The organism is Paenibacillus amylolyticus, assembly GCF_047302515.1.
Lineage (GTDB): Bacteria > Bacillota > Bacilli > Paenibacillales > Paenibacillaceae > Paenibacillus > Paenibacillus amylolyticus_G.
In genome coordinates this window covers 2,460,098-2,483,559 of the sequence record NZ_CP168019.1, presented here as the reverse complement: position 1 = coordinate 2,483,559, position 23,462 = coordinate 2,460,098, and the positions used below count along the sequence as shown (strand labels likewise).

Here is a 23,462-nt window from a genome sequence, read left to right as displayed (position 1 = left end):
GGGAGTGAAGACATATGAAATATCGCAAAACGATGGGCAACCGAATGTTCGACATCTTCAATTATACGTTACTGACCCTGCTGACGCTGGCCTGTCTGTACCCCATTCTGCATATTGTGTTTGCTTCTTTCAGCGAACCGGCCCGACTGGTGGCTCACAAAGGGCTTCTGCTTAGACCATTGGGATTTACTTTGGATGGCTACAAGCTGATTTTTAAGGATAACAGCCTTTTGGTGGGGTATAGAAACACGTTGATTTATGTGGGACTGGGTACTTCGTTAATATGGTCATGACCATTATGGAAGCCTTTGTTCTGTCCAGACGTGATTTGTATTTTAAAAATGCGATCATGATTGTCATCACAATTACGATGTTCTTCGGAGGTGGCCTGATCCCCTGGTTCTTATTGATGAAAGATATAGGTCTTTTCAATAATCTGTGGGCCATGATTTTGTCTACGGCGCTCAGTACCTGGAATATTATCATTTTGCGAACAGGCAATCCCATTGGAATTGGAAGAGGCAGCAACGATTGATGGTGCGAGTCAGGCGAGGATATTGATGTATGTAATCTTGCCGCTATCTAAGGCCACCCTTGCTGTCATTTTCCTCTACTATCTGGTTGGTAACTGGAACTCATGGTTTAACGCCATGGTTCTGCTGCAGGACCGGGACAAATTCCCGTTGCAACTTCTGATGAAAGAGATCCTAGTCGCTAAAGACTCAAGTGCAACAATCATGGGGAGTGCAGGCGGCGTTGTGATTGACAGTGCGAGCAGTGCAACGGCTTATCGGGAACTGGTCAAATACTGCACCATAGTCGTATCCACTATTCCGATCCTGATGGTCTATCCTTTCTTGCAAAAATATTTCGTGAAAGGTGTCTTTGTTGGTTCAATAAAAGGTTAAAAGGAGCGATTTACCAATGAAAGAACAGAGTAGCAGCATGTCATCAACTCCTCGTCCGGAATATCCCCGGCCCCAGTTTGTTCGAGAGGCTTGGACCAATCTGAATGGTTCCTGGCAATTCGAAATCGATCATGGGAAAAGCGGGAAAGAGCGTGGGTATGAGCAGAGCGGACATCAGTTCTACGGAACAATCACTGTTCCGTTCTGTCCAGAGAGCAAGCTGTCTGGAGTGGAATATACCGACTTTATCGAAGCCGTATGGTATAAACGGGAATTCACCATACCGGATACTTGGATGAATGGTCGCATTTTGCTTCATTTTGGCGCGGTTGATTATGAGGCTGAGGTCTGGGTAAACGGGACATCCATTGGCAAACATCGGGGAGGATACGCACCATTCCATTTTGATATCACACCCCATGTTTCATCAGGCACCAATGTGGTCACGGTCTATGCGGAAGACGACGTTCGTTCGGGACGCCAGCCGAGAGGCAAACAGAGCGAAAGATTCCACTCGCATGGCTGTGATTACACCCGTACCACGGGCATCTGGCAAACGGTGTGGTTGGAAAGCGTGCCAGATGTATATCTTTCCGATATGAAAGTGGTGGCTGACCCGGATAATGCCTGTGCCCACCTCGAAGTGAAGATTTGTGGTAACGCTGCTGGAGCTGAACTGTCTGCATCTGCCCGCTTCGAAGGGAGGGATGTTGGATCAGAAACAGCAGTTATCCATGGGCCTTCCGTGAAGCTTACTGTCCCATTGTCAGAGATTCATTTATGGGAGCCGGGGCATGCCAAACTGTATGATCTGGAATTGAAGATCCAAGGGAAGTCACAGGCAAGCGATACGGTAACATCGTATTTTGGATTACGGTCGGTAAGACTGGATGGTATGGCGTTTCGCATCAATGAGAAGTCCGTTTTTCAGCGGCTTGTGTTGGATCAGGGCTTTTATCCGGAAGGCATCTATACGGCACCAAGTGACGAGGATCTGCGTAAGGACATCGAAATCTCAATGGAGCTTGGCTTTAATGGGGCAAGATTACATGAAAAGATGTTTGAGCCGCGTTTCCTGTACTGGGCTGACAAACTCGGTTATCTGGTATGGGGAGAACATGCTAACTGGGGACTGGATATCACAACAACAGAAAGCCTTGCGCGTTTTCTACCGGAATGGGTGGAAGGAATGGAACGTGATTTTAATCATCCCTCACTGATCGGCTGGTGTCCTTTCAATGAAACGTGGGATCGCGGTGGAACCCGCCAGGATAACGATGTGCTGCGCATTGTCTATGAGATGACCAAACGTCTTGACCCGACACGTCCTGTCATCGATACCAGCGGTAACTTTCATGTCGTGACGGATATCTTCGACTTGCATGATTATGATCAGAATCCCGAAACGTTCCAGGCCAGATATGAACCGATGAGAAATGGTGGAGAAGTGTTTAATACGTTTCCGGAGCGGCAGACGTATGGAGGGCAGCCTTATTTTATCAGTGAGTACGGTGGAATCTGGTGGAATTCGGATCAGCAGGATGAGAAGTCCTGGGGCTATGGCGACAGACCCCAATCGGAAGAGGCGTTCATTACCCGGTATGAGGGCTTAACCAACGTTCTGCTGGATCATCCCATGATGTTCGGTTTTTGTTACACCCAATTATATGATGTGGAACAGGAAGTGAATGGACTATATACCTATGACAGACGTCCAAAGTTCAATCCGGAAACGATTCGTCGAATCAATTCCCGCAAGGCTGCCATAGAAGATTGAGCAATATCGCTTCGTTACGTACATGATTCATAATCCGATAGGGAGTGTGACTGTAGATGAAAATCATGAATTACAGGAAAAAATTGCTGTTGGCCTTATGTGCATTTCTCATTTTTCCCATGGGGCAGATATCACATGCTGCAACCACGCAGAATAACTTCTATAATGTTGTCATGCAGGACGGGGCAGATCCATGGGTGTATAAGCATACAGATGGATTCTATTATTTTACGAAAACGACAGGTGGTAACGTAACGATCTGGAAGTCTGCTCAATTAACAACCATTGATGCAGCACCAACCACAGTGGTGAATACAGGCTGCTGCGGCATCTGGGCTCCTGAACTTCACTATATCAATGGCGCATGGTACATCTATTATGCCAAGGATGACGGAGACAACATCAATCATCGCATGTACGTTATGGAAAACACATCCGCTGATCCGACCCAGGGAACCTGGCAATATAAAGGTCAAATCACGGACCCGACGAACAAGTGGGCCATTGATGGTACGGTGCTGCAGTCCAACGGACAGCTTTACTTCATCTGGTCAGGATGGGAAGGCGACACGAATGTGCGGCAGAACCTGTACATCGCCCATATGAGCAATCCCTGGACCATCGATTCGAATCGTGTGGAAATTGCAAGACCAACCTACGCCTGGGAAACGAATCATTCCCCGAACGTGAACGAAGGTCCGCAAGTGATCGTTCGAAATGGGGTAATCAGCCTTGTGTACTCGGCAAGTGGCAGTTGGACCAATAACTACTGCCTTGGTCTTATTACTGCCAGCACCTCCAGCAATTTGCTGAGTCCGGCATCCTGGAGCAAGCGCAGTCAGCCCATCTTCCAATCCGGAAACGGCCTATATGGTCCGGGGCATCATTCCTTTACCAAGTCTCCTGATGGAACCGAAGACTGGATCATGTACCATACAGCGAAGTTCAACAATTCCGGTTGGAATCGGGAGATCCGGTTGCAAAAATTCACATGGAACGCTGATAATACTCCGAATTTGGGGGTACCGGTGAATCCCAATGCTCCAATTGCCTTGCCTTCGGGAGAAAAGTCAGTTGTTCGATACGAAGGTGAAGAGGGGACGTTCGGCGGGATTGCTTACGCTTCTCAAAGTCCTTCCGGTTCGGGGGGCATGAAAGCAGGACATATCGATACAGTCGACAGCTATGTAGAATTTAATGTGAATGCAGCGTCCGCTGGCCAATATATTTTGCTGGCAAGAACGGCAAATGGTACTGCTGGTGGCAACTGGTCCAATCTATTGCTGAGTGTTAATGGTGGCACAGCGAGTCCTTTTCATATCACTAACAAAGGGTGGGAGAACTGGGGAATGTCTACTGCCCGAGTACAGCTGAATGCCGGTGTGAATAAAATTCGCTTTTCCAAGGGTGTAGGTTATGGAGAACTGGACTTTTTTGATATTAAACCTGTGAACTAGATGTCAATATAATACGATCAGAACCCTGTCAGGCCCTCGCGGACCTTGGCGGGGTTTTGTCGTTATGCATCTAATGTCAAAGTTCCAGCCTGCAGAACTGGCCATCCAGGGTATACATGCAATAACTCTGTTTGATACAAAATAAATAATTTAATACAGTAATATTGACTCTTTTGGGGTATACCAGTAAAATTATTGTAATATACTCATAAAATGAGGTGGGAATTGTAATGCTTGAGCTTAGTTTTGATGATCCGGACAAGCTTGTGACAGTGACTCATGCCTTATCCACACGCTCCCGAGTTGATATTCTCCGCCTTCTGATTTTGAAGAATCTGAATATCGTAGAAATCGCTGAAGCCCTCAAACTTCCAGTGTCTACCGTAGCAAGCAACATCAAGGTACTGGAAGCAGCACGGTTAATTAATACAGAACTGCTGCCCGCTTCACGCGGAGCTATGAAGGTATGTAGCCGCAATTATGATGACATTCACATTGCGTTGAATACGGAGAAGGCCCTACCCAAAGGGGATGTACAGGTGTATGAGGTAGATATGCCTATTGGTCATTATAGTGATTGCGAAGTATCTCCTACTTGCGGCATGGCGAGTGCCGATGGGATGATTATAAGAGAAGACGAGCCTGCCAGCTTTTTTCACCCCAAACATATTGGAGCCCAAATTATGTGGTTCCGCAAGGGTTATGTAGAATATTTAATGCCACTTGAGATCCCGACTGGGGCTCGGATTGAATCGCTTGAACTGTCCATGGAAATCTGCTCCGAAGCGCCTAACTACGACCACAACTGGCCATCGGATATCTCTGTTTGGATTAATGGTGTAGATATTGGCACCTGGACGTGTCCCGGAGATTTTGGAGACAGAAGAGGCAAACTGAATCCTGCCTGGTGGTACGAGTGGTCTACTCAGTATGGATTGTTGAAGACATGGCGAGTGGACAGGGAAAAGACAACTCTGGACATGGAGAAAATTTCCACTGTGACGTTGAATCAGCTTAATCTGCAGGACACCCATAAGTTGAGAATGCGTGTAGGCATTAAACCAGATGCCGTGTATCAAGGGGGAATTAACCTCTTCGGACGGCAATTTGGAGATTATGATCAGAATATTAAAATGACATTGAATTATGCAATGGATCAGGAAATGTGGTGAAAATAAGCTTTAGTTGCGGATATACTGTAACTAAGGCTTGTTTTTTGATTAATAATTACATAAAAACCATTTGAAAGCGTTGACATTGGATGATTTCATCGATATAATCCCCGTATAGATACAATATTAGTGTAATAAACTGATTATATCGTTTGTATCTATAAAACAAGAACAAAGGGGATACTCGCATGAAAAGAAGAATGGGCTTGTTGGCACTCACAATACTTTTCTTACTATCAATGGTTCTAAGCGCATGTAATGGAAGCGATAGCGGTGCTGGAGAAGGGGATTCCGGTGATGGAAAAGTGACATTGTCTTTCTGGACGCTATTCGATGGTGGAGACGGTGCGAACATGCAGACATTGGTTGACGAATTCAATAAATCCCATCCTGACATTGTAGTGAAAAATACCAAGCTGGCATGGGGTGAGTATTACACTAAACTGATTACTGCTGTTGGTAATGGCAATGGACCTGACATCGGTATTTCCCATTCCTCCAGGCTGCCCGATCTAATCGATCAAGGCGTTGTAACTGAGCTCGACACACCCGCTACAGATGCAGATGTGGACTGGAATTCTTACAACCAGAATCTTTTGGATGCGGTTACAGTGGACGGTCAGCATTATGCAGTGCCCATTGATACACATGCTTTTATCATGTTCTACAACAAAAAGTTACTTAAAGAAGCAGGTCTGCTCGGCGAAGATGGAAAACCGGTGTTGGAGCAATCGGCTGATGGTTTTGTAAGTTTCCTTAAGACACTAAAAGAAAAGTTGCCGGCCAAGGCTACTCCGTTTGCACTGTCCAATAACAATGATGATCCTTTCCGTCTATGGTGGTCGTTGTATACGCAGTTGGGTGGCAATGATGTAGTATCGGATGATCTGAAATCCGCGGCTATTGATAAAGAAAAAGGGATCCAGGCAGCCGATTACATCCAGAAGTTATATACCGAAGGTTATATCAAGAAAAATGATCCGGATTTCTATAAAAATTTCCAAAGTGGAACTGCCGCAATTACGATGACGGGTGTCTGGACAACAGGAACCTGGGAATCCACCAAAGATTTTGAATTTGGTGCTATGCCGATTCCCAAATTTTATAATCAGGAAGCAACATGGGGAGACTCCCACACGATTGTTCTGCCTTTGACTCAGGATGAAGACGAAGCCAAACGTAAAGCGGCCATGATATTCGCCGATTGGGTTGCAGACAATGGCCAAGTATGGGCCAAAGCTGGCCATATTCCTTCCAAACCATCCGTTCTAGAAAAACAGGAATTTAAGGATATGCCTTATCGCAGCGATTACTCCGAGGTGGCAAGTGTCGTTAAGTTCAGTAAACAATCAACCAAAACTGCCCAAATCCGTGAAGAAGTCGCCTTTAAATTTTTGAATGAAGTATGGGTCAACAAAATGACACCGTCTGATGCCATGAACAACATGGAGGCAGGCATTCAGAAAATACTGAGTGAATAGAAGGAAGACGGGACACGCAAGCGTTGCGCAAGGGTAAGCATTATCGCGGGCTTGCGTGTCAATCAAAGGGGAGACGGGTATGAAGTTCAAAAAAATGAGGTTGGAGATGCAGGCACTTGTATTTCTGCTTCCATTCCTAATTGTCTATGTATTGTTTACGATCTGGCCGATGATCAAAGGCATTGAAATGACCTTTTACAAATGGACACTAATTAAAAAAATGGATTTTGTCGGCCTGGATAACTTCCGCAAGGTACTTCAGGACAGGGAAGTTTGGGAAGCGATATGGCACTCGACCTTCTTTGTTTTTCTAAGTACTCCGACCATGATTGTACTCTCCATTGTGCTGGCACTGATTGCGAATCGAAAATCGGTTTTGCAAAAGTTCTACCGGATTATCTTTTTTATCCCAAGTGTACTCTCGGTTGCTGTCGCAGCTTACCTAGGGTTGTTCGTATTCCAGCCTTATACGGGTTTCGTCAATTCCGTACTGCACCTCATTGGGCTGCTACCCCAAAACAGCGAAATTTTTTGGCTAACCGAAACGAGCCTGGCCTGGATCGTCATTACAGTCATTACCTTGTGGTGGACGGTGGGTTTTAATTTCATTTTGTATCTCTCGGCAATGCAGGAGATCCCGGATGAGATCTATGAAGCTGCACGTTTGGATGGTGCAAGTGATACTCAGATATTCTGGAGAATAACGCTTCCTTATCTAGCTCCACTGACCAAAACCATAACGATGCTGCAAATCATCGCTTCATACAAAGTATTTATGCAGATATATGTTATTACGGGCGGGGGGCCGTTGGATCAGACTCGTCCAATTATTCAGTTGATCTATCAAACCGGATTTAAGAATAATAACCTCAGTTATGCCGCGACGATGTCCTATATTTTATTCGTCATTCTACTGGTGTTATCGGTGCTGCAATACTGGATTAACAACCGGAAGGGAGCGGATAGCTGATGAAGTGGCTGTTTCGTACGGGTTCTGCATTGATGGCTGTAATGTTTGCGGCTCCGCTGGTGTGGATGCTTGTCGTCTCAATTAAGGAAGAAGGCATGAAGATCATTACAGTGCTGGACTGGTTCAAACCTCCCTATTCTTTAGCCGTTTACGAAGAGATTCTAACGACGACCAAATTGTCTCAATGGATTGCCAATAGTTTGTTCGTGGCAGTGGTTGTAACGGTGCTCACTGTCATTTTTGCAGCAATGGCGGGGTTTGCGCTGTCAAAGGTACCGTTTCGCTACCGTACCATTGTTTTCTTTTTCATCCTTGGAGGGCTGTTGATTCCAGGGGAAGCTACCATTATTCCACTCTATCAGGTGGCGAAAGATCTTCATTTGCTGAATTCATACAGCGGACTTATTATTCCGGCTCTTGCTTCGCCCGTAGCTGTCATCGTACTCAAAAGTTTTTTTGACGGTGTTCCCAATGATCTGTTGGAGAGTGTACAGATTGACGGTGGTGGCTTCTGGAGGATCTTCACCAGCATTATGTTACCGCTCACCCGTCCGGCAATGGCTTCCATGGCCATTCTGACGTTTATTGGTTCCTGGAACAATTTCCTGTGGCCGTTCTTGTCCATAACTGATGATAATTTATTTACACTACCGATGGGCATTCCTACGCTGATGGGTCAATACTCCGAGGATTATGTAAAACCCATGGTCATCAATGCAGTGGCTTCAGTTCCTATTATTATTCTGTTTATCATTTTCGAGAAGCAGATTGTCAAGGGAATCAGTATGTCCGGAATTAAGGGATAATGTGAGCAAGTACGAATTTCATAAAAACAAAGCAGCTATTTCAGGCCAGCGAGCCAATGTAGCTCAAAGAGATGGGAGAAACGATATGACGACTAAATTTTACAGTAAAGATTACCCAAGACCACAATTTGTACGTAAGGACTGGCTGGATTTGAATGGAGAATGGGACTTTAGTTTTGATGACAATCAGGTGGGCGAAAGCGAGCATTGGTATGATCAAGCTCAATTTCCGGAAGGACTCCAAATTAAAGTTCCCTTTACCTATGAAACACAGGCGAGCGGAATCGGGATTGAGACGTTTCATCCGCTAGTTTGGTACCGCAAGCAAGTCGTCATCCCTCAGGAGGTCAAAGGGAAGAGAACCATTTTGAATTTTCAGGGTGTAGATTATCGCGCCAAATGCTGGGTGAACGGAACGGTTGCGGGTGAACATGAGGGGGGATATGCGGCTTTTTCCTTCGACATTACACCTTATATCACTTACGGTTCGGAGAACAATATTGTTCTTGAAGTAGAAGACAGTCAGAGCGCGATGCAGCCACGGGGGAAACAACGCTGGGTGGATGAAAATTTTGAATGCTTTTATGTGCAAAGCACCGGCATATGGAAAAGTGTTTGGTTGGAGCATGTAAGTGAAGCGAGGGTTGAAATGGTCAAGATGACACCGGATATCGATCGTCATATGATACGTTTGGACTTTCAATTAAATGGAATAGAAGGAAAAAACAACTTGCGTTTGGAAACAAGGATTGAGCTGAAGGGTCAGCATGTGCAATCCATCAGTCTGTCTCCAGATCGACCTTGGATGACCGTTGAAGCCAGTGTCAAACATGAAGCGGGTGGGCCATGGAAACAGTCGTTGTGGTCTCCGGCTTCACCGAACCTATACGATATCGAGTTTGTGATGTACGAAGATGGGAAGGAAATCGATCGGGTTCATTCCTATTTCGGCATGCGAAAAATATCCATTGAAAATGGGCAGATTCTGCTGAATAATGCTCCATTGTACCAAAGACTGATTCTGGATCAGGGCTATTGGACGGAGAGCCATTTGACCCCGCCTTCAGTGGAAGCACTGATTGAGGATATCGATAAAATTGCCGAGATGGGATATAACGGAATCCGTAAACACATGAAATTGGAAGACCCACGCTTTTTATATTGGTGTGATGTAAAAGGCATGCTGGTCTGGTCGGAAATGGCGGCGACCTTTGAGTTCAATGATGAGGCTGTTTCCCGGTTCACCAAAGAATGGCTGGAAATTGTACCACAGCAATACAATCATCCCAGCATCATTACTTGGGTTCCGTTTAATGAATCGTGGGGAATACCTACGATAGCCCACGAGGTGAGACAGCAGCAGTTTACGCAATCCATCTATCATCTGACCAAGGCCATCGATCCCTATCGCCCGGTTATTACCAACGACGGATGGGAGCATACGGTATCGGATATTTTGACACTCCATGATTATGTGGAGTCAGGAGAAGCTTTTTCGGAACGGTATCAAGATAAGGACATGATCGTAAATAACAAAACCGCTTCCAATCGATGGAAGTTTGCTTTTGCCGAAGGTTACCACTATAAAGGACAACCCATTATCATCAGTGAATTCGGCGGGATTGCTTTCCAATCGGATAAAGGCTGGGGTTATGGCAATCAGGTGGACTCGGTTGAAGCCTTTATCGAACGGTTTCGTTCCATCACCGAAGCGATCAAAGCTGTTCCCTATATTTCGGGATATTGTTACACACAGGTCACGGACGTGCAGCAGGAGATTAATGGTCTGTTGACGGAAGATCGTCAGCCGAAAGTGCCGCTGGAAGTCATCCGCAAAATCAATCTGGCATGAAGCCTCAAGTATACATTACAGATTCATGGGGAACAGGAGTGTAAATCACAATGTTACGAGAAGATTATCCACGACCGCAATTTGTGCGACAAAACTGGATGAGTCTGAATGGGCAATGGGAATTCGAATTTGATGACGATCATCGTGGACGTTCAGAAAAATGGAGCGAAGGTACCCAATCGTTCAGTCGTCGCATTCAGGTTCCGTTTGCCTTTCAAAGTCAGCTTAGCGATATTGGAGATCCGGATTTCCACGACAACGTCTGGTATAAACGCACATTTGAAATTCCAGATGGGTTTATAGGCAACCGTCTGCTGTTGCATTTCGGAGCCGTGGACTATGAAGCTTTTGTCTGGGTCAATGGACAGCTTGTGGTTCGGCATGAAGGGGGACACACCCCTTTTCATGGCGAGATTACAGACGTTTTGCAAGAGGGAACCAATGTATTAACGGTACAGGCGCTGGATTACAGCAAGGATGTGACGTTACCCCGCGGGAAGCAATTTTGGCAGGAGCAATCCGCACAAATATTTTACACTCGTACGACTGGCATATGGCAATCGGTATGGTTGGAGGCTGTGGACCCAATCCACTTGCAGAAAGTGCGCATGACCCCGGATATTGACCGGAACCAAATAAATGTTACTTCTTATGTCCATGGGACACTGGATGCGCGGGATGTCAGACTGCGTGTACAGATTTCCTACCAGGGGGAGGAACTAACTGCGGATGAGTACCGGATCAGTGCCAAGGAAGAGAGTCGCACCATTGGACTTCATACCTTTAACGAGCACGGACTTGGAAGGCTTTGGTCACCGGAGCATCCTAATCTGTATGATATCCACTTTACTTTGCTAGTGGACGGTGTACCGAGCGATGAAGTGGATAGCTATTTCGGCATGCGGAAAATTTCGATTGAACAAGGTAGGTTGTTTCTGAACAATCGTCCTTACTTTATGAAATTGGTTCTGGATCAGGGATATTTCCCAGATGGCAACCTAACTCCGCCGAGTGACGAAGCAATCCGCCAGGATGTGGAACTGACGAAAGAACTGGGATTTAACGGTGCCAGAAAACACCAGAAGATCGAAGATCCAAGATATCTGTACTGGTGTGACAAACTGGGTCTGATGGTTTGGGGAGAAATGGCTAATGCCTATGAATTCTCACAGGAATATGTCTCCCGAATGACAAGAGAATGGCAGGAGGCAATAGATCGGGACTACAATCATCCATGTATCGTGGTCTGGGTACCTCTTAATGAAAGTTGGGGTGTACCAAACATTTTGACCAGCAAGGAACAGCAGTATCATGCCTTATCCATGTATTATTTGACCAAGTCGATTGATCCAACCCGACCGGTCATTTCCAATGATGGTTGGGAGATGGTTCAGACCGATTTGTACAATATCCATGATTACGAATGGCGAAAGGAGGTTCTCGAAGAACGGTATCGATCCAGGGAAAATGCGGTCAACGGCCTTCCGGGTAATCGTCATTTAAGCGTAGGAGGGCACCGTTATGATGGCCAACCGATATTGATTACTGAATTTGGCGGAATCGGGTACAAGAAGAGCAATTGGGAAGGCTGGGGTTATTCCGGAGCAGAGGATGATAAAGACTTTGCGGAGAGACTGCATGCCGTGATACAACCACTGCTGGATTCTCCTGTGGTGGAAGGCTTTTGTTATACACAGTTGACGGATGTGGAGCAGGAAATCAACGGGTTGCTGACATATGACAGACAGCCGAAAATGCCGATCGAACAGATTCGTGCCATTATTGATGGTCATAACCCATCATCCGTTAACGAATAAGGGGGAAACGCGACTGAACACAAATACTACCAGTGCAGCAAGTGCATCCTCAGAAGGTGATTATCAAGGGGAGAAGGCCATTTATCTGCGCTACGGTTCCTATGAAGCTGTGATGCTTCCAGAAATCGGAGGCAACCTGGTTGCTTATCGTGATCATGTACAAGATTATCAATTTTTGCATGAACCGACACCTGAAGAGATGACATCTTTCAAAGCCAGACCGATGATTCACGGAATTCCTGTATTGTTTCCACCAAACCGTTATAAAAATGGACAGTTTGCCTGGAATGGAGAGATGCTTCAACTCCCGGTCAATGAAGAAGCTACGGGCAATCACTTACACGGTTTTTTGTATAATATCCCGTGGAAAGTGGAGGAGTACGGTCATACGGGAAAGGAAAGCTATGTATCCGTCTCTATTACAATCGATGAGAACCATCCGGTGTACTCGTTCTTTCCGTTCAGCTTCAGCATTACATTACGCTACGCACTAAGCAGTGATGGACTTATGCAGCATGTGAAAATTCGCAATCATGGAGAATCAACGATGCCATGCCTGCTTGCCTTCCATACCTCCATAAATGCTCCATTTACCGCAGATGGATCGGCTCGTGATTACAAACTCAAGCTGACCGTAGGAGACCGATGGGAACTGGACGAACGCATGCTACCAACGACACATTTTCAGCCATTCGTTCCCGAAGAAGAACAGATGCGTGATTCGGGAGTGTACCCTTTTTTTGCCGAGATGGATAACCATTACACTGCAGTGCCGCAGAATGGGCGGAACCGGATGGAGCTACACGATACCAAAAGTGGCGTGTCGCTAATCTATGATGTGGGAACGTCCTATAAACAGTGGATGATCTGGAACAATGGTGCACAGGGAGGATTTTTCTGTCCGGAACCCCAGATTAACCTTGTGAATGCTCCCAATCTGGACATGAAACTGGATGAAGTTGGATTATTCAGTTTGGAAATGGGAGAAATATGGGAGGAAACTAGTAGGTTATATGTACGTCAATCGCATAAGTAAAGGCGAAATGGGGAGCAGTTTACGTAGTTATTTTAATATCGAAACCTTTACTGTCCATAAAATCTCTTGACGATGGAAGCAGGCCCAATAGTATAATAGAAAAACAATCCAGCGAACAACTTATATCTACTGAGTGTTTACTAGAAAACTAGAGACGTAGCAGTTACAACCTGCTATGTCTTTTTTTATGGGGTGAGGGCTATGAAGGATTACGGTCATGAATACGCAGACATCTATTATTACACGCCGAATGAGTTTGAGAAGCTAGGAGGGCTCTGGCCACTACGGACCGGACATAATGTGGCGAAGGCCAATTATAGCGTTGGTGCGAGAATCATCGAATGTTTTTCCTTTCATTTTGTGCTGAGCGGTGCGGTAACGTTGTCCAGCATGGGAGAAACAGTGACCCTGACGAAAGGTGGTATTTTCTGTCTATTCCCGAATGTGAAATATAGCTATTGGGTATCCCAATACGATCCCGAATCTCCATTACGCATGTGCTGGTTGGCGTTTAATGGAACACAGGCGGAATCACTAGTAAGAAGAATTGAAATTACGGAACAGAAGCCGTATTTGCGCAACAAACTCACGAGCGAGATGGAAGAGCTGTTGAAGGCATGTATGAAACAGATTGGTGGCCGTCAAAGGGATGGAGATTTACAGCTTCAGATCCTGTTTTACCGATTGTTCGAAATGCTGTCACGCCCACTTCATAATGTGATGGAAGACAAGCTTAAAGCCTGCATGCAATATATGGAGATGCATTATGCCGAAGGCATTACTGTTGCAGATATTGCCGAGTTCACCGGCATGCACCGATCGCATCTATCTACCCGATTCAAGCAATGTTTCGGCATAAGCCCACGTGATTATTTAATTAAGCTACGCATGGAACGTGCCGATGAAATGCTGCAGAACGGGGCATTATCCATTACGGAAATTGCGTTATCTCTCGGATACACGGACTTGTATACATTCTCCAGAGCCTTTGGTATCTATTACGGTATGTCACCTTCCAATTTTCGCAGCAGAATGCTGCCCCTAACAAAATGCTAAATGACTGACAACGAAATGTTATTTCTATTTGTATTAGGTTACATTATGCTATAACTCAATACCTACTATATTTCTAGTAATACTATGTTTTAGAGGAGGATGCAGTGTGTATGCGTAAACCATGGAAGCAATTAACCTTAAGAACGATGATCATGTTCAGTCTAGTGTTATCCGGATGTAATTCCGGCATCGTGGCAACGAACGAGGCTGTGCCTGGAAAGCATGCAGCTGATGTGAGTAAAGAGGGCTTTCCGATCGTAAAAGAACCGCTCAAGCTCAAGATGTTCACCCGAATTGCACCTGTGAACGGCCCATTCAAGGATATGCCGATATTCCAGGATTATTCAAAAAATAGTAACGTGCAAGTGGAATTCTCTGAAGTGCCTACTGACGGTTTCCAAGAGAAAAAGAATCTGCTCTTCGCCTCAAATGAGCTCCCCGATGCGCTATTCCGCACTGGTCTTAGTCCGCTGGAGACCATTCGTTACGGAACGTCCGGCCAATTGATTCCGCTGGAAAATCTGATCGACGAGTATGCGCCTAATTTTAAGAAACTGATGGAACAGTATCCTGAAATCCTTCCCGCGATAACGACCCCAGAAGGTCACATTTACAGTCTCCCCGCAGTGGTCACCTTAAGCTCTGCACGCATGGACAAAAAGTGGATCAATCAGAAGTGGCTGAAAAAGCTTGGCCTGAAGGAGCCTGAAACGACCGAGGACCTGTATCAGGTGCTCACCGCCTTCCGGGACAAAGACCCTAATGGCAATGGGAAACAGGATGAAATTCCGATGACGGCACGTGCAGGCGGTGGCCAGGGTCAGGGATTGCCTATTGTGGCGATGATGAGCGGATCATTCGGCTTGGATATGCAATTAGGCTATAACATTAATTTGGAAGACGACAAGGTGAACATCTGGATGGGGAGCGAGCGCAATAAGGAACTGCTCATGTATCTGAACAAGCTCTACCAGGAAAAGCTGCTAGATCCCGAGATTTTCTCGCATACAGAAGCTCAGTATCTTGCCAAACAGGCGTCGGGAAACACCGGTTTCTTCTTTGATCAAACGAATAATCCGTTTCTGAAGATTGCTGACCAATATACCGGAATAGCCCCTCTTGAGGGTCCGCACGGGGATCGTCTGCAAAGCCAGGGCGCACCGGTTCCACGAGACTTTGGAGCGTTCGCCATTACTTCAGTCAATGAGTATCCTGAAGCGACGCTGCGCTGGATTGACTATTTCTATAGTGAAGAAGGCTCAACCTTGCTCCGATTCGGAAGAGAAGGAGAGCATTACGAGCTTAAGGATGGCATCCCCTATTACAAAGAGGACTTCCTGAATTCTGGCAATCAGTCAAAAATCACCCCTTATGCTGGAGGTGGCGCACCTCATCTGATCAGTGAAGAAGTTGCTTCTTATATCAATCCTCCTCAGGTACAAGAAGCTCAGAAAAAACTAGATCCGTATTTGCCGGACATTCGCTACTCATCACCGATGTTTGACGAGGAAACCGCCCGCAAAGTCGAAATCCTTCGCAACGACATCGATAAGTATTACGAGGAACAGACTACGAAATTTATCGTCGGTTCACTGAGCTTCGATCAATGGAACGAATTCCAAGACACCTTGAAGAAGATGAAGATCGACGAATTGGAAAAGCTGTATCAGGATGCTTACGACTCGATGAAGAAATGATTATTGTTTTTGCAGAAAGAATGCTTTAAGCAACAAGGAAGGAGGAAGCTCATGAAAAAGGCTGGGGTCGTTCCCACATCTGGTTTGCCCCGAGCTCGTTCAAAACCGGGGATTGGGCTGCTAAGGCAAATGGCCAGACGTTATGATTTATACCTGATGCTTCTTCTTCCCATCATCTGGTATCTCATCTTTCATTATGCTCCGCTATACGGGCTGCAAATTGCATTCAAAAACTTCAATCCCGGCAAAGGAATTGGTGGCAGTAGCTGGGTGGGCTTGGAGCACTTCGTACGATTTTTCGATTCCTATTATTTCTGGAGGCTGCTATGGAACACGGTATCCATCAATTTGTTCTCGTTATTGATTGCTTTTCCGATCCCTATTTTTCTGGCATTAATCATAAATGAGATTCCCAATAAAGCTTTCAGTAAATGGCTGCAAAATATTACGTACATCCCACATTTCATTTCGGTTGTTGTTATCGTAGGCATGATCTCTTTATTCTTTTCTCCAACAAGTGGCCCGGTCAATCTTCTGATCCAGACATTTGGAGGTACGCCAATTCGCTTCATTGAGGAAGCCGGTTGGTTTAAGACGATATTTATCGGTTCGAATATCTGGCAGAACATGGGATGGCAGTCCATCATCTATATCGCGGCGCTTAGCGGGATTAACCCGCAGCTCTATGAAGCGGCCAAGATCGACGGTGCTTCCCGATTACGGCGTGTTTGGCATATCTCCCTGCCCGGGATTGTTCCGGCAATTGTCATTTTGCTCATCTTGGATGTCGGCCATTTCATGAATATCGGTTTTGAGAAAGTATTGCTCATGCAAAACAGCTTGAATTCCGAAGCGAGCGACGTGATCTCTACTTTTGTTTATACAACGGGTATCCTCAAGGGAGAGTATGGATATACGACCGCGATCGGGCTGTTTAACTCGGTGATTAATCTTACGTTGCTATTGCTGGTGAATCGTATTGCGCGTAAGACATCCGAAACAAGTCTATGGTAGAGGGGAGGAGGAAGCAAGTGATCAAGCGAGCTACGACAAAAGGGGTATGGGATGAAAAGGTGTTTGACGCAATTGTCTACACAATCGCAGCGGTTATCATCGTCCTCGTGCTCTATCCGCTGCTTTTTTTGGTCAGCGCTTCGTTGAGTGATCCGGCGAAAGTACTCAGCGGGGAGGTTTGGTTGCTGCCCAAGGGCTTCACCCTGGATGCCTATACCAACATTTTGCATAACGAAAAGATCTGGTTGGGATACCGTAATACGATCTTCTATACCGTGATCGGCACGGTGATCAACGTGATCATGACTATTTTGGCTGCATATCCATTGTCGAGACCTGATCTTCCCGGTCGCAAAATATTGATGTTATTTATAACACTAACCCTGTTCTTCAGTGGAGGACTGATTCCGACCTATTTACTTATCAAAAATCTGGGCATGGTCGATACGATCTGGTCGCTGATTATTCCCGGCGCGATCTCTACGTACAATCTGATCGTTATGAGAACGTATTTCCAGACCATTCCCTGGGAGCTGCAAGAAGCTGCCTCCATAGATGGTTGCTCGAACTGGAGGTTGCTGCGGAGCATTATTTTGCCGCTTTCCAAGCCGATTCTGGCAGTAATGGTTTTGTTCTATGCGGTTAGCCATTGGAATTCGTATTTTAATGCTCTGATCTATATTCGCAACGAAGCGTTATATCCGCTTCAACTGATTCTGCGTGAAATATTGATGTTCAGCCAATCCGATGCCATGGATAGCACCGTTGGTCTGGAGGATAAGATTATGCTGGCTGAAAGCATCAAATACGCGGTCATCATCGTATCAAGCTTGCCGGTATGGATCATGTATCCTTTTGTGCAACGGCATTTTGTCAAAGGTGTGATGATTGGATCAATCAAAGGTTAATTGGGATTGGAGGTTTTAGATTGACTTCGAAAGCAACGATTACAATCGACTGTAGCCAAAAAAGCGAACATGTCATCAGCCCTTATCTGTTCGGGCATTTTGTGGAAGATATTCGGGATCACATGGAAGCCATGCTGGCCTATCCCTTGAAAGACATGGATTTTGAAAGCGATGCGTTAATAGGAACAGCTGTATCTGGAAGCTGGAGGCCCTATACGAATGGGCGCAATACAAAGTATGCGCTGGAATCGCCTGCTCGGGGGCATTCGGGGCGTGCTCAACGCATTCGCATATTAAGCGATGATGAAGGGCATGCCGGTATCGCACAGAGCGCAGCATTAAAAGGACCGATGGAATATTCGCTCAAGCTGGTTGCGAGAGCGTCCATCGAGCTTCAATATGTGGTTCTTGAAGTGGTGGATCGACGTACGGAGGAGCAGCTTGGGCTGGTAACCATCCCAATCATGAATCACAACTGGGAGCACTATGATGCCAAGATGTTCGTTACCCGCGCCTGTTCCGATGCCGAAATTCGGCTGTATGTGCCATCCGAGCATCCCAGATGGCTGGATCACGTGTCGACCGGTATGCTTTGGATCGATCATGTGTCAATGCTGCCAGCTGACAGCATTGGGCAAGTGAAACCTGAGGTTGTCGAGATGACGAGAGGACTTAATGCAGGCATGATGAGGCTCGCAGGTAACTACATTAGTGCCTACCACTTTGAGGTTGCCATAGGTCCCGTACTTGAACGACCAGTCATGTATAACGAAGCATGGGGAGGGTGGACATGCAAATATTTTGGTACGGATGAATTCATCCAGTTTTGCAGGGAACTACAGGTGGAACCTCTCATCTGTATAAACGACGGGTCCGGCACCCCTGAGGAGGCTGCGAAATGGGTCGAATACTGTAATGGAAGCGTTGAAACCCCGATGGGAGCAAGGCGCGCAGCGAACGGTTTTCCCGAGCCGTACCAGGTTCGATATTGGGAAATTGGCAATGAAGTATGGGGAGACTGGCAGGTGGGTCACTGTTCCCCAGATCAGTTCGCCCACCGCAGCATTTTATTTGCCGAGGCCATGAAGAGAGCAGATCCTTCTCTCATTATTTTGGCCTGCGGTCATACCGATCAGGAATGGAACCGGACCGTGCTCGATATTGCAGGTGAACATATGGATTATTTGACGCTGCATCTGTATCACGGATATGGACGGTTCGGGATGAATCGGGACACACCAGCTGAGGAGCGATATAAAGCTATGGCGTCTTTTCCTGAATGGACTCGTGACAACATTTTGCAAACCGTGGAGCATATTCGTAAGCATGAGAAGCATCACCATGTGAAGCTGGCCATCACTGAATACAACACCATGTACTATCCGAACACAGTGAGAAAAGGAAACCCTGACGAGCATACGCTGGGGGCAGCCGTTGCCAATGCCGCAAACCTGAATGAGATGCTCCGTTGCAGTGATGTGGTGCATATCGGCAGCTTCTCCGATCTCGTGAACGGCTGGCTTGGGGGATGTATACGCGTAGGGGATAACTATGCTGATCAATACGCTGGCAAAGTACCCGGTTGGAGCGGGCATCCGCTTGTTGTATACGGAACCCCCACGTATGAAGTATTGAAGCTTTATGCGGGACGGGACATCCAGCGATTGCTCTCTGTGGATGTTGTGAGCGGGACTTTCTCGGTCGAAACCCTGAAGTCAGCTCCCGTCCTGCTTGATACACTACCGGACCTGGACGTAGTGGCTTGTACGAATGAAGACGGAAGCCTAGTCACTGTATTTATGGTGAATCGCAGTTTGCACGCTGTAAAGGCTGAACTTAGATTGTCCGCTTTCAGCACTGACGAGGAAACCCTCTTGTATGAAATCATAGGTAATTCCACAGATGACATTAATTCCGTGTTTGATCCTGAACATATCCTTTGTAGACAGAGTGTCATTCCAACAAATGCTTGGCAGCAGGGGTATCTCCTGCGTCCAGCTTCCATCTATGCACTGGAAATCCAGACCAAGCAGGCCACGGGATGAATCAGGGGGGCGCAGTATGAATAAACCGAATATTTTGTTAATTACAAGCGATCAGCAACATTGGAATACCATTGGGGCATTCAACTCCGAGATCGAGACACCTAATCTGGATCGTCTGGCTCAGGAAGGAACAAGCTTTAAGCGGGCCTACTGTCCGAGTCCAGTCTGTACGCCCAGCAGGTCATCGATCATTACCGGCATGTACCCAAGTCAGCACGGAGCTTGGACGTTGGGAACGAAGCTGCTGGAGAACCGCCATACTGTCGGCGAAGACTTTCATGAGAATGGCTACCGGACAGCGTTGGTTGGAAAGGCACATTTTCAGCCACTTCGGGGGACCGAAGAATATCCCTCCCTTGAGTCGTATCCGATCTTGCAGGATTTGGACTTCTGGGGTTCCTTTCATGGGCCATTTTATGGATTTGATCGTGTAGAGCTGGCGCGAAATCATACAAACGAAGCACATGTCGGACAGCACTACGCTAGTTGGTTGGAGGAGAGGGGATGTACCAATTGGCGAGATTACTTTCTTCCTCCGACAGGAACAATGGATCCTTCTGTAAAACACAAATGGGCGATACCTGAAGAGTACCATTATAACAACTGGATAGCCGAACGTACGAATGCACTTCTAGAGCAATATCGGGAGGAAGAGCAACCGTTTTTCCTATGGTCCAGCTTTTTCGACCCACACCCTGACTATTTGGTTCCCGAGCCTTGGGATACGCTGTATGACCCGGAGTCGTTAACGATTCCTTCTGTTGTAGAGGGAGAGCATGATCATAATCCTCCACATTTTAAGCTAACGCAGGAAGAGAATCCGGATTTTGGTTATTTACAGGAAACCAGCCACAGTATTCATGGCTACCAGTCCCATCTGACTCCAGAAAATGAGCGCAAACAACTGGTCGCCACCTATTATGGCATGATCAGTCTGATGGACAAATATATCGGCAAAATTCTTGAACATCTGGATAAGTTAGGGCTATATGATAATACAATTGTTGTGTTTACAACGGATCATGGACACTTTTTTGGGCAGCATGGGCTTCAGCATAAAGGTGGTTTTCATTATGAAGATCTGATTCGGCTGCCTTTCATCGTTCGTTATCCTGGGAAGGTGCCGGCAGATACACAAAATGATGCGATTCAATCGCTGGTCGATCTTGCACCTACCTTCTTGTCATTTTGCGGAATTCAACCTCCGAATGAAATGACGGGCCTAGATCAGAGTAAGGTTTGGATGGGGATTGATTCGATGGCTCGCGATCATGTACTATGCGAATTCCATCATGAACCTACAACGATTCATCAAAAAACCTATGTAGACGTGCGGTATAAGCTGACACTGTACTACCGCCAGACTTATGGCGAAATATTTGATTTACAGGAGGACCCTGGCGAACTTCGCAACTTGTGGGATGATCCAGATTATTCCCAGTTAAAGACGGAGCTTTTGCTCAAATACGCTTGGGCAGAGCTTGGTAAAGAGTCCATGCCGATGCCACGCATTTGGCATGCGTAAGTACGGGGCGTTATATGTTGCGCTGAGCTGAAAACTGAAATAAGAAGGCGTAAAAGTCGTCATACTGACGGCTTTTTTTGTTTTATCCGTACAAGTTCCTATCCCAGGGGTCGTGGGCAAGCGCTTGTTCCGATGAGCGATTAGATAATTATGCATATCCAATTAGTAACTTATGTATTCAAATTTCGTTGAATCCTTGCTAAACTTTATTTCTGATAATGAGAATCATTATTAATTAGATAAACCTAAAGTTGGACCGCAGGTCTTTTAGGAGCAAATCAATGAAATGAAAGGTTGGTAGAAATGACTTCAAATCAAGAATTATATATTGGATTATTCTTAAATGCAACATGGAATAAAGGTGACGGCTGGCGGCACCCGGATAGCGGAGTGGAGCAAATAGGAACCATTGACTACTATATTCATTGGGCAAAAATAGCGGAGAAATTCAAACTTGATTTTCTTTTCAGAGCGGATTATCTGTATATTAGCCCGCAAATGTTAAGCGATTCCTCCAACTTTGGTAGCCCGGATCCTACGCTGTTCTTTGCAGCAATCGCTCGTGAAACGAACCGGATCGGACTGGTTACGACGATCTCGACCACGTTCAATCCACCGTATGTTGTTGCCAGACAACTTCAGTCTTTACACTGGCTAAGCAATGGACGTGCAGGCTGGAATATTGTCACTTCTATTGAAGGGGCCGATAATTTCGGCAATTCACCTATGCCATCACCGGAAGAGAGATATGCAAAGGCAATGGAGTTAACGGATATCGTATGCAAACTTTGGGAGAGTTTCCCGAATGAAGCCATTGTCATTGACCGCAAGTCAGGCCTGTTCTCAGATAAGGATAAAGTGACTGCCATGCAGTAGAACATGGGCGTGATCCAAATGCCATCAAAGTTTTGCCGGGTCTGTATTTTTTCCTGGGCGATACGCATGAAGAAGCGCTTGAACTGCATAAGGCTGCGCACTCGCACTTAAATATTGAACGCAGACATGCCTCACTCCAATCGGTAATGGGTCTTGATCTAACAGGTTACCCTCTGGATCAACGCGTAACTGCTGAAATGCTTGCCAATCCAAGTCAGGCTGTCCGCAGCCGTACACATGCAGAGTTACTACGTAGCTTTATTACAAAATATCAGCCTACAGTGAAAGAAATCCTGGATCGACCGGAGGTTGTTGGATCAGCCCATTGGGTATCTGTGGGGACCGTCGAGACTGTATTAAATGATATTATCGAGCGGGTTGAGGCTGGCGCGATTGATGGATTCATAGCGTTGCCAGGCGGTTCAGAAAAATCGATGGAGATATTCTTTGAACAGCTGATTCCAAAGTTGGTTGAACGAGGAATGTTCCGAAGCGAATACGAGGGAGCTACTTTGCGAGATCACCTAGGGATTTAATAGATTATTAATGAAACATTGGTACACAAAATAATTGATAACTTATCGGATGGGGAGCCATATGAACAGAGAAAGAGCAGTTAAGTACGCTTGAAAATAAGACATTTGCCTTGTTGCGGGTTGACGGAAAATCCAATTTTAATGCGCAAGGATCTAAAAACACGATGTACTACAATCAAACTGCAGGTTTTGGATTATTGGCACCAGAGGGATATCCTGAGGGAGGAGAATCGCTTACGTTAGAGAGGCTTTCCAGCATGAATCCCGATTATATTATTATCCAGCATCGTATTGACGTCGCAGAGGCAGCAGTCAAGGATAAGCAATCTTCAAAGGTATGGAATTCACTGGAAGCGGTCAAAAACAACCATCTTGTTATCTTTGATAATTCCCTGAATAGCGCAAGTATCCTGGCTGGCCGTTTGGCTTCAGAATATGTTAAATTGGCTGAACAATAGATACGTACACAAAATCCAAGTACCAATCAAAGTCGCTATTATAGCGGCTTTTTGTTTTGTGTTAACATTGT

Annotated in this window: 16 protein-coding genes and 2 pseudogenes; all 18 read left to right on the top strand. The window is 46.0% G+C overall.

What is annotated here, in order from left to right:
- Positions 1–14: 14 nt before the first annotated feature.
- Positions 15–908: pseudogene (locus ACDJ59_RS10615) on the top strand (carbohydrate ABC transporter permease).
- A 16-nt stretch (positions 909–924) separates the two neighbouring features.
- A complete protein-coding gene (locus ACDJ59_RS10610; protein WP_413408801.1) occupies positions 925–2,685 on the top strand; it encodes a glycoside hydrolase family 2 protein in 1,761 nt (586 codons plus the stop codon).
- Between the two features lie 65 nt (positions 2,686–2,750).
- Complete coding sequence (locus ACDJ59_RS10605) at positions 2,751–4,142, top strand: family 43 glycosylhydrolase (protein WP_413409772.1); 1,392 nt, start codon at positions 2,751–2,753, stop codon at positions 4,140–4,142.
- Positions 4,143–4,372: 230 nt separating this feature from the next.
- Positions 4,373–5,314: an ArsR/SmtB family transcription factor gene (locus ACDJ59_RS10600; RefSeq protein WP_413408800.1), complete on the top strand. Its 942-nt coding sequence runs from the start codon at positions 4,373–4,375 to the stop codon at positions 5,312–5,314.
- 188 nt (positions 5,315–5,502) lie between these two features.
- Complete coding sequence (locus ACDJ59_RS10595) at positions 5,503–6,795, top strand: ABC transporter substrate-binding protein (RefSeq protein WP_413408799.1); 1,293 nt, start codon at positions 5,503–5,505, stop codon at positions 6,793–6,795.
- Positions 6,796–6,874: 79 nt separating this feature from the next.
- Complete coding sequence (locus ACDJ59_RS10590; protein WP_413408798.1) at positions 6,875–7,765, top strand: carbohydrate ABC transporter permease; 891 nt, start codon at positions 6,875–6,877, stop codon at positions 7,763–7,765.
- Complete coding sequence (locus ACDJ59_RS10585) at positions 7,765–8,571, top strand: carbohydrate ABC transporter permease (protein ID WP_413408796.1); 807 nt, start codon at positions 7,765–7,767, stop codon at positions 8,569–8,571. The genes ACDJ59_RS10590 and ACDJ59_RS10585 overlap by 1 nt, the downstream gene beginning before the upstream one ends.
- A gap of 85 nt (positions 8,572–8,656) precedes the next feature.
- Positions 8,657–10,423, top strand: coding sequence for a glycoside hydrolase family 2 protein (locus ACDJ59_RS10580; RefSeq protein WP_413408795.1), 1,767 nt, complete (start codon positions 8,657–8,659; stop codon positions 10,421–10,423).
- Positions 10,424–10,473: 50 nt separating this feature from the next.
- Positions 10,474–12,240 carry a glycoside hydrolase family 2 protein gene (locus ACDJ59_RS10575; RefSeq protein ID WP_413408794.1) on the top strand — a complete coding sequence of 589 codons (1,767 nt, stop codon included), beginning with the start codon at positions 10,474–10,476 and terminating at the stop codon, positions 12,238–12,240.
- Positions 12,197–13,276 carry an aldose 1-epimerase gene (locus ACDJ59_RS10570; protein WP_413408793.1) on the top strand — a complete coding sequence of 360 codons (1,080 nt, stop codon included), beginning with the start codon at positions 12,197–12,199 and terminating at the stop codon, positions 13,274–13,276. Before ACDJ59_RS10575 ends, ACDJ59_RS10570 begins: the two co-directional genes overlap by 44 nt.
- A gap of 201 nt (positions 13,277–13,477) precedes the next feature.
- Positions 13,478–14,332: a helix-turn-helix domain-containing protein gene (locus ACDJ59_RS10565; protein ID WP_413408791.1), complete on the top strand. Its 855-nt coding sequence runs from the start codon at positions 13,478–13,480 to the stop codon at positions 14,330–14,332.
- A gap of 110 nt (positions 14,333–14,442) precedes the next feature.
- Entirely contained in the window at positions 14,443–16,029 is a 1,587-nt protein-coding gene (locus tag ACDJ59_RS10560; protein ID WP_413408790.1) for an extracellular solute-binding protein, read from the top strand.
- 51 nt (positions 16,030–16,080) lie between these two features.
- Entirely contained in the window at positions 16,081–17,043 is a 963-nt protein-coding gene (locus tag ACDJ59_RS10555) for an ABC transporter permease (protein WP_413408789.1), read from the top strand.
- On the top strand, positions 17,037–17,951 hold the full coding sequence (locus ACDJ59_RS10550; RefSeq protein ID WP_413408787.1) for a carbohydrate ABC transporter permease: 915 nt from the start codon (positions 17,037–17,039) through the stop codon (positions 17,949–17,951). The genes ACDJ59_RS10555 and ACDJ59_RS10550 overlap by 7 nt, the downstream gene beginning before the upstream one ends.
- 20 nt (positions 17,952–17,971) lie before the next feature.
- Positions 17,972–19,996 (top strand): alpha-L-arabinofuranosidase C-terminal domain-containing protein, encoded by a 2,025-nt coding sequence (locus ACDJ59_RS10545; RefSeq protein ID WP_413408786.1) that lies wholly within the window; start codon positions 17,972–17,974, stop codon positions 19,994–19,996.
- Positions 19,997–20,012: 16 nt separating this feature from the next.
- The gene (locus ACDJ59_RS10540) at positions 20,013–21,521 is read left to right on the top strand and encodes a sulfatase (protein WP_413408785.1); all 1,509 of its coding nucleotides are present in this window, start codon (positions 20,013–20,015) and stop codon (positions 21,519–21,521) included.
- Between the two features lie 303 nt (positions 21,522–21,824).
- A pseudogene (locus tag ACDJ59_RS10535) lies at positions 21,825–22,933 on the top strand (LLM class flavin-dependent oxidoreductase).
- Between the two features lie 164 nt (positions 22,934–23,097).
- Complete coding sequence (locus tag ACDJ59_RS10530) at positions 23,098–23,391, top strand: ABC transporter substrate-binding protein (protein WP_413408783.1); 294 nt, start codon at positions 23,098–23,100, stop codon at positions 23,389–23,391.
- The last annotated feature ends 71 nt before the right edge of the window (positions 23,392–23,462 follow it).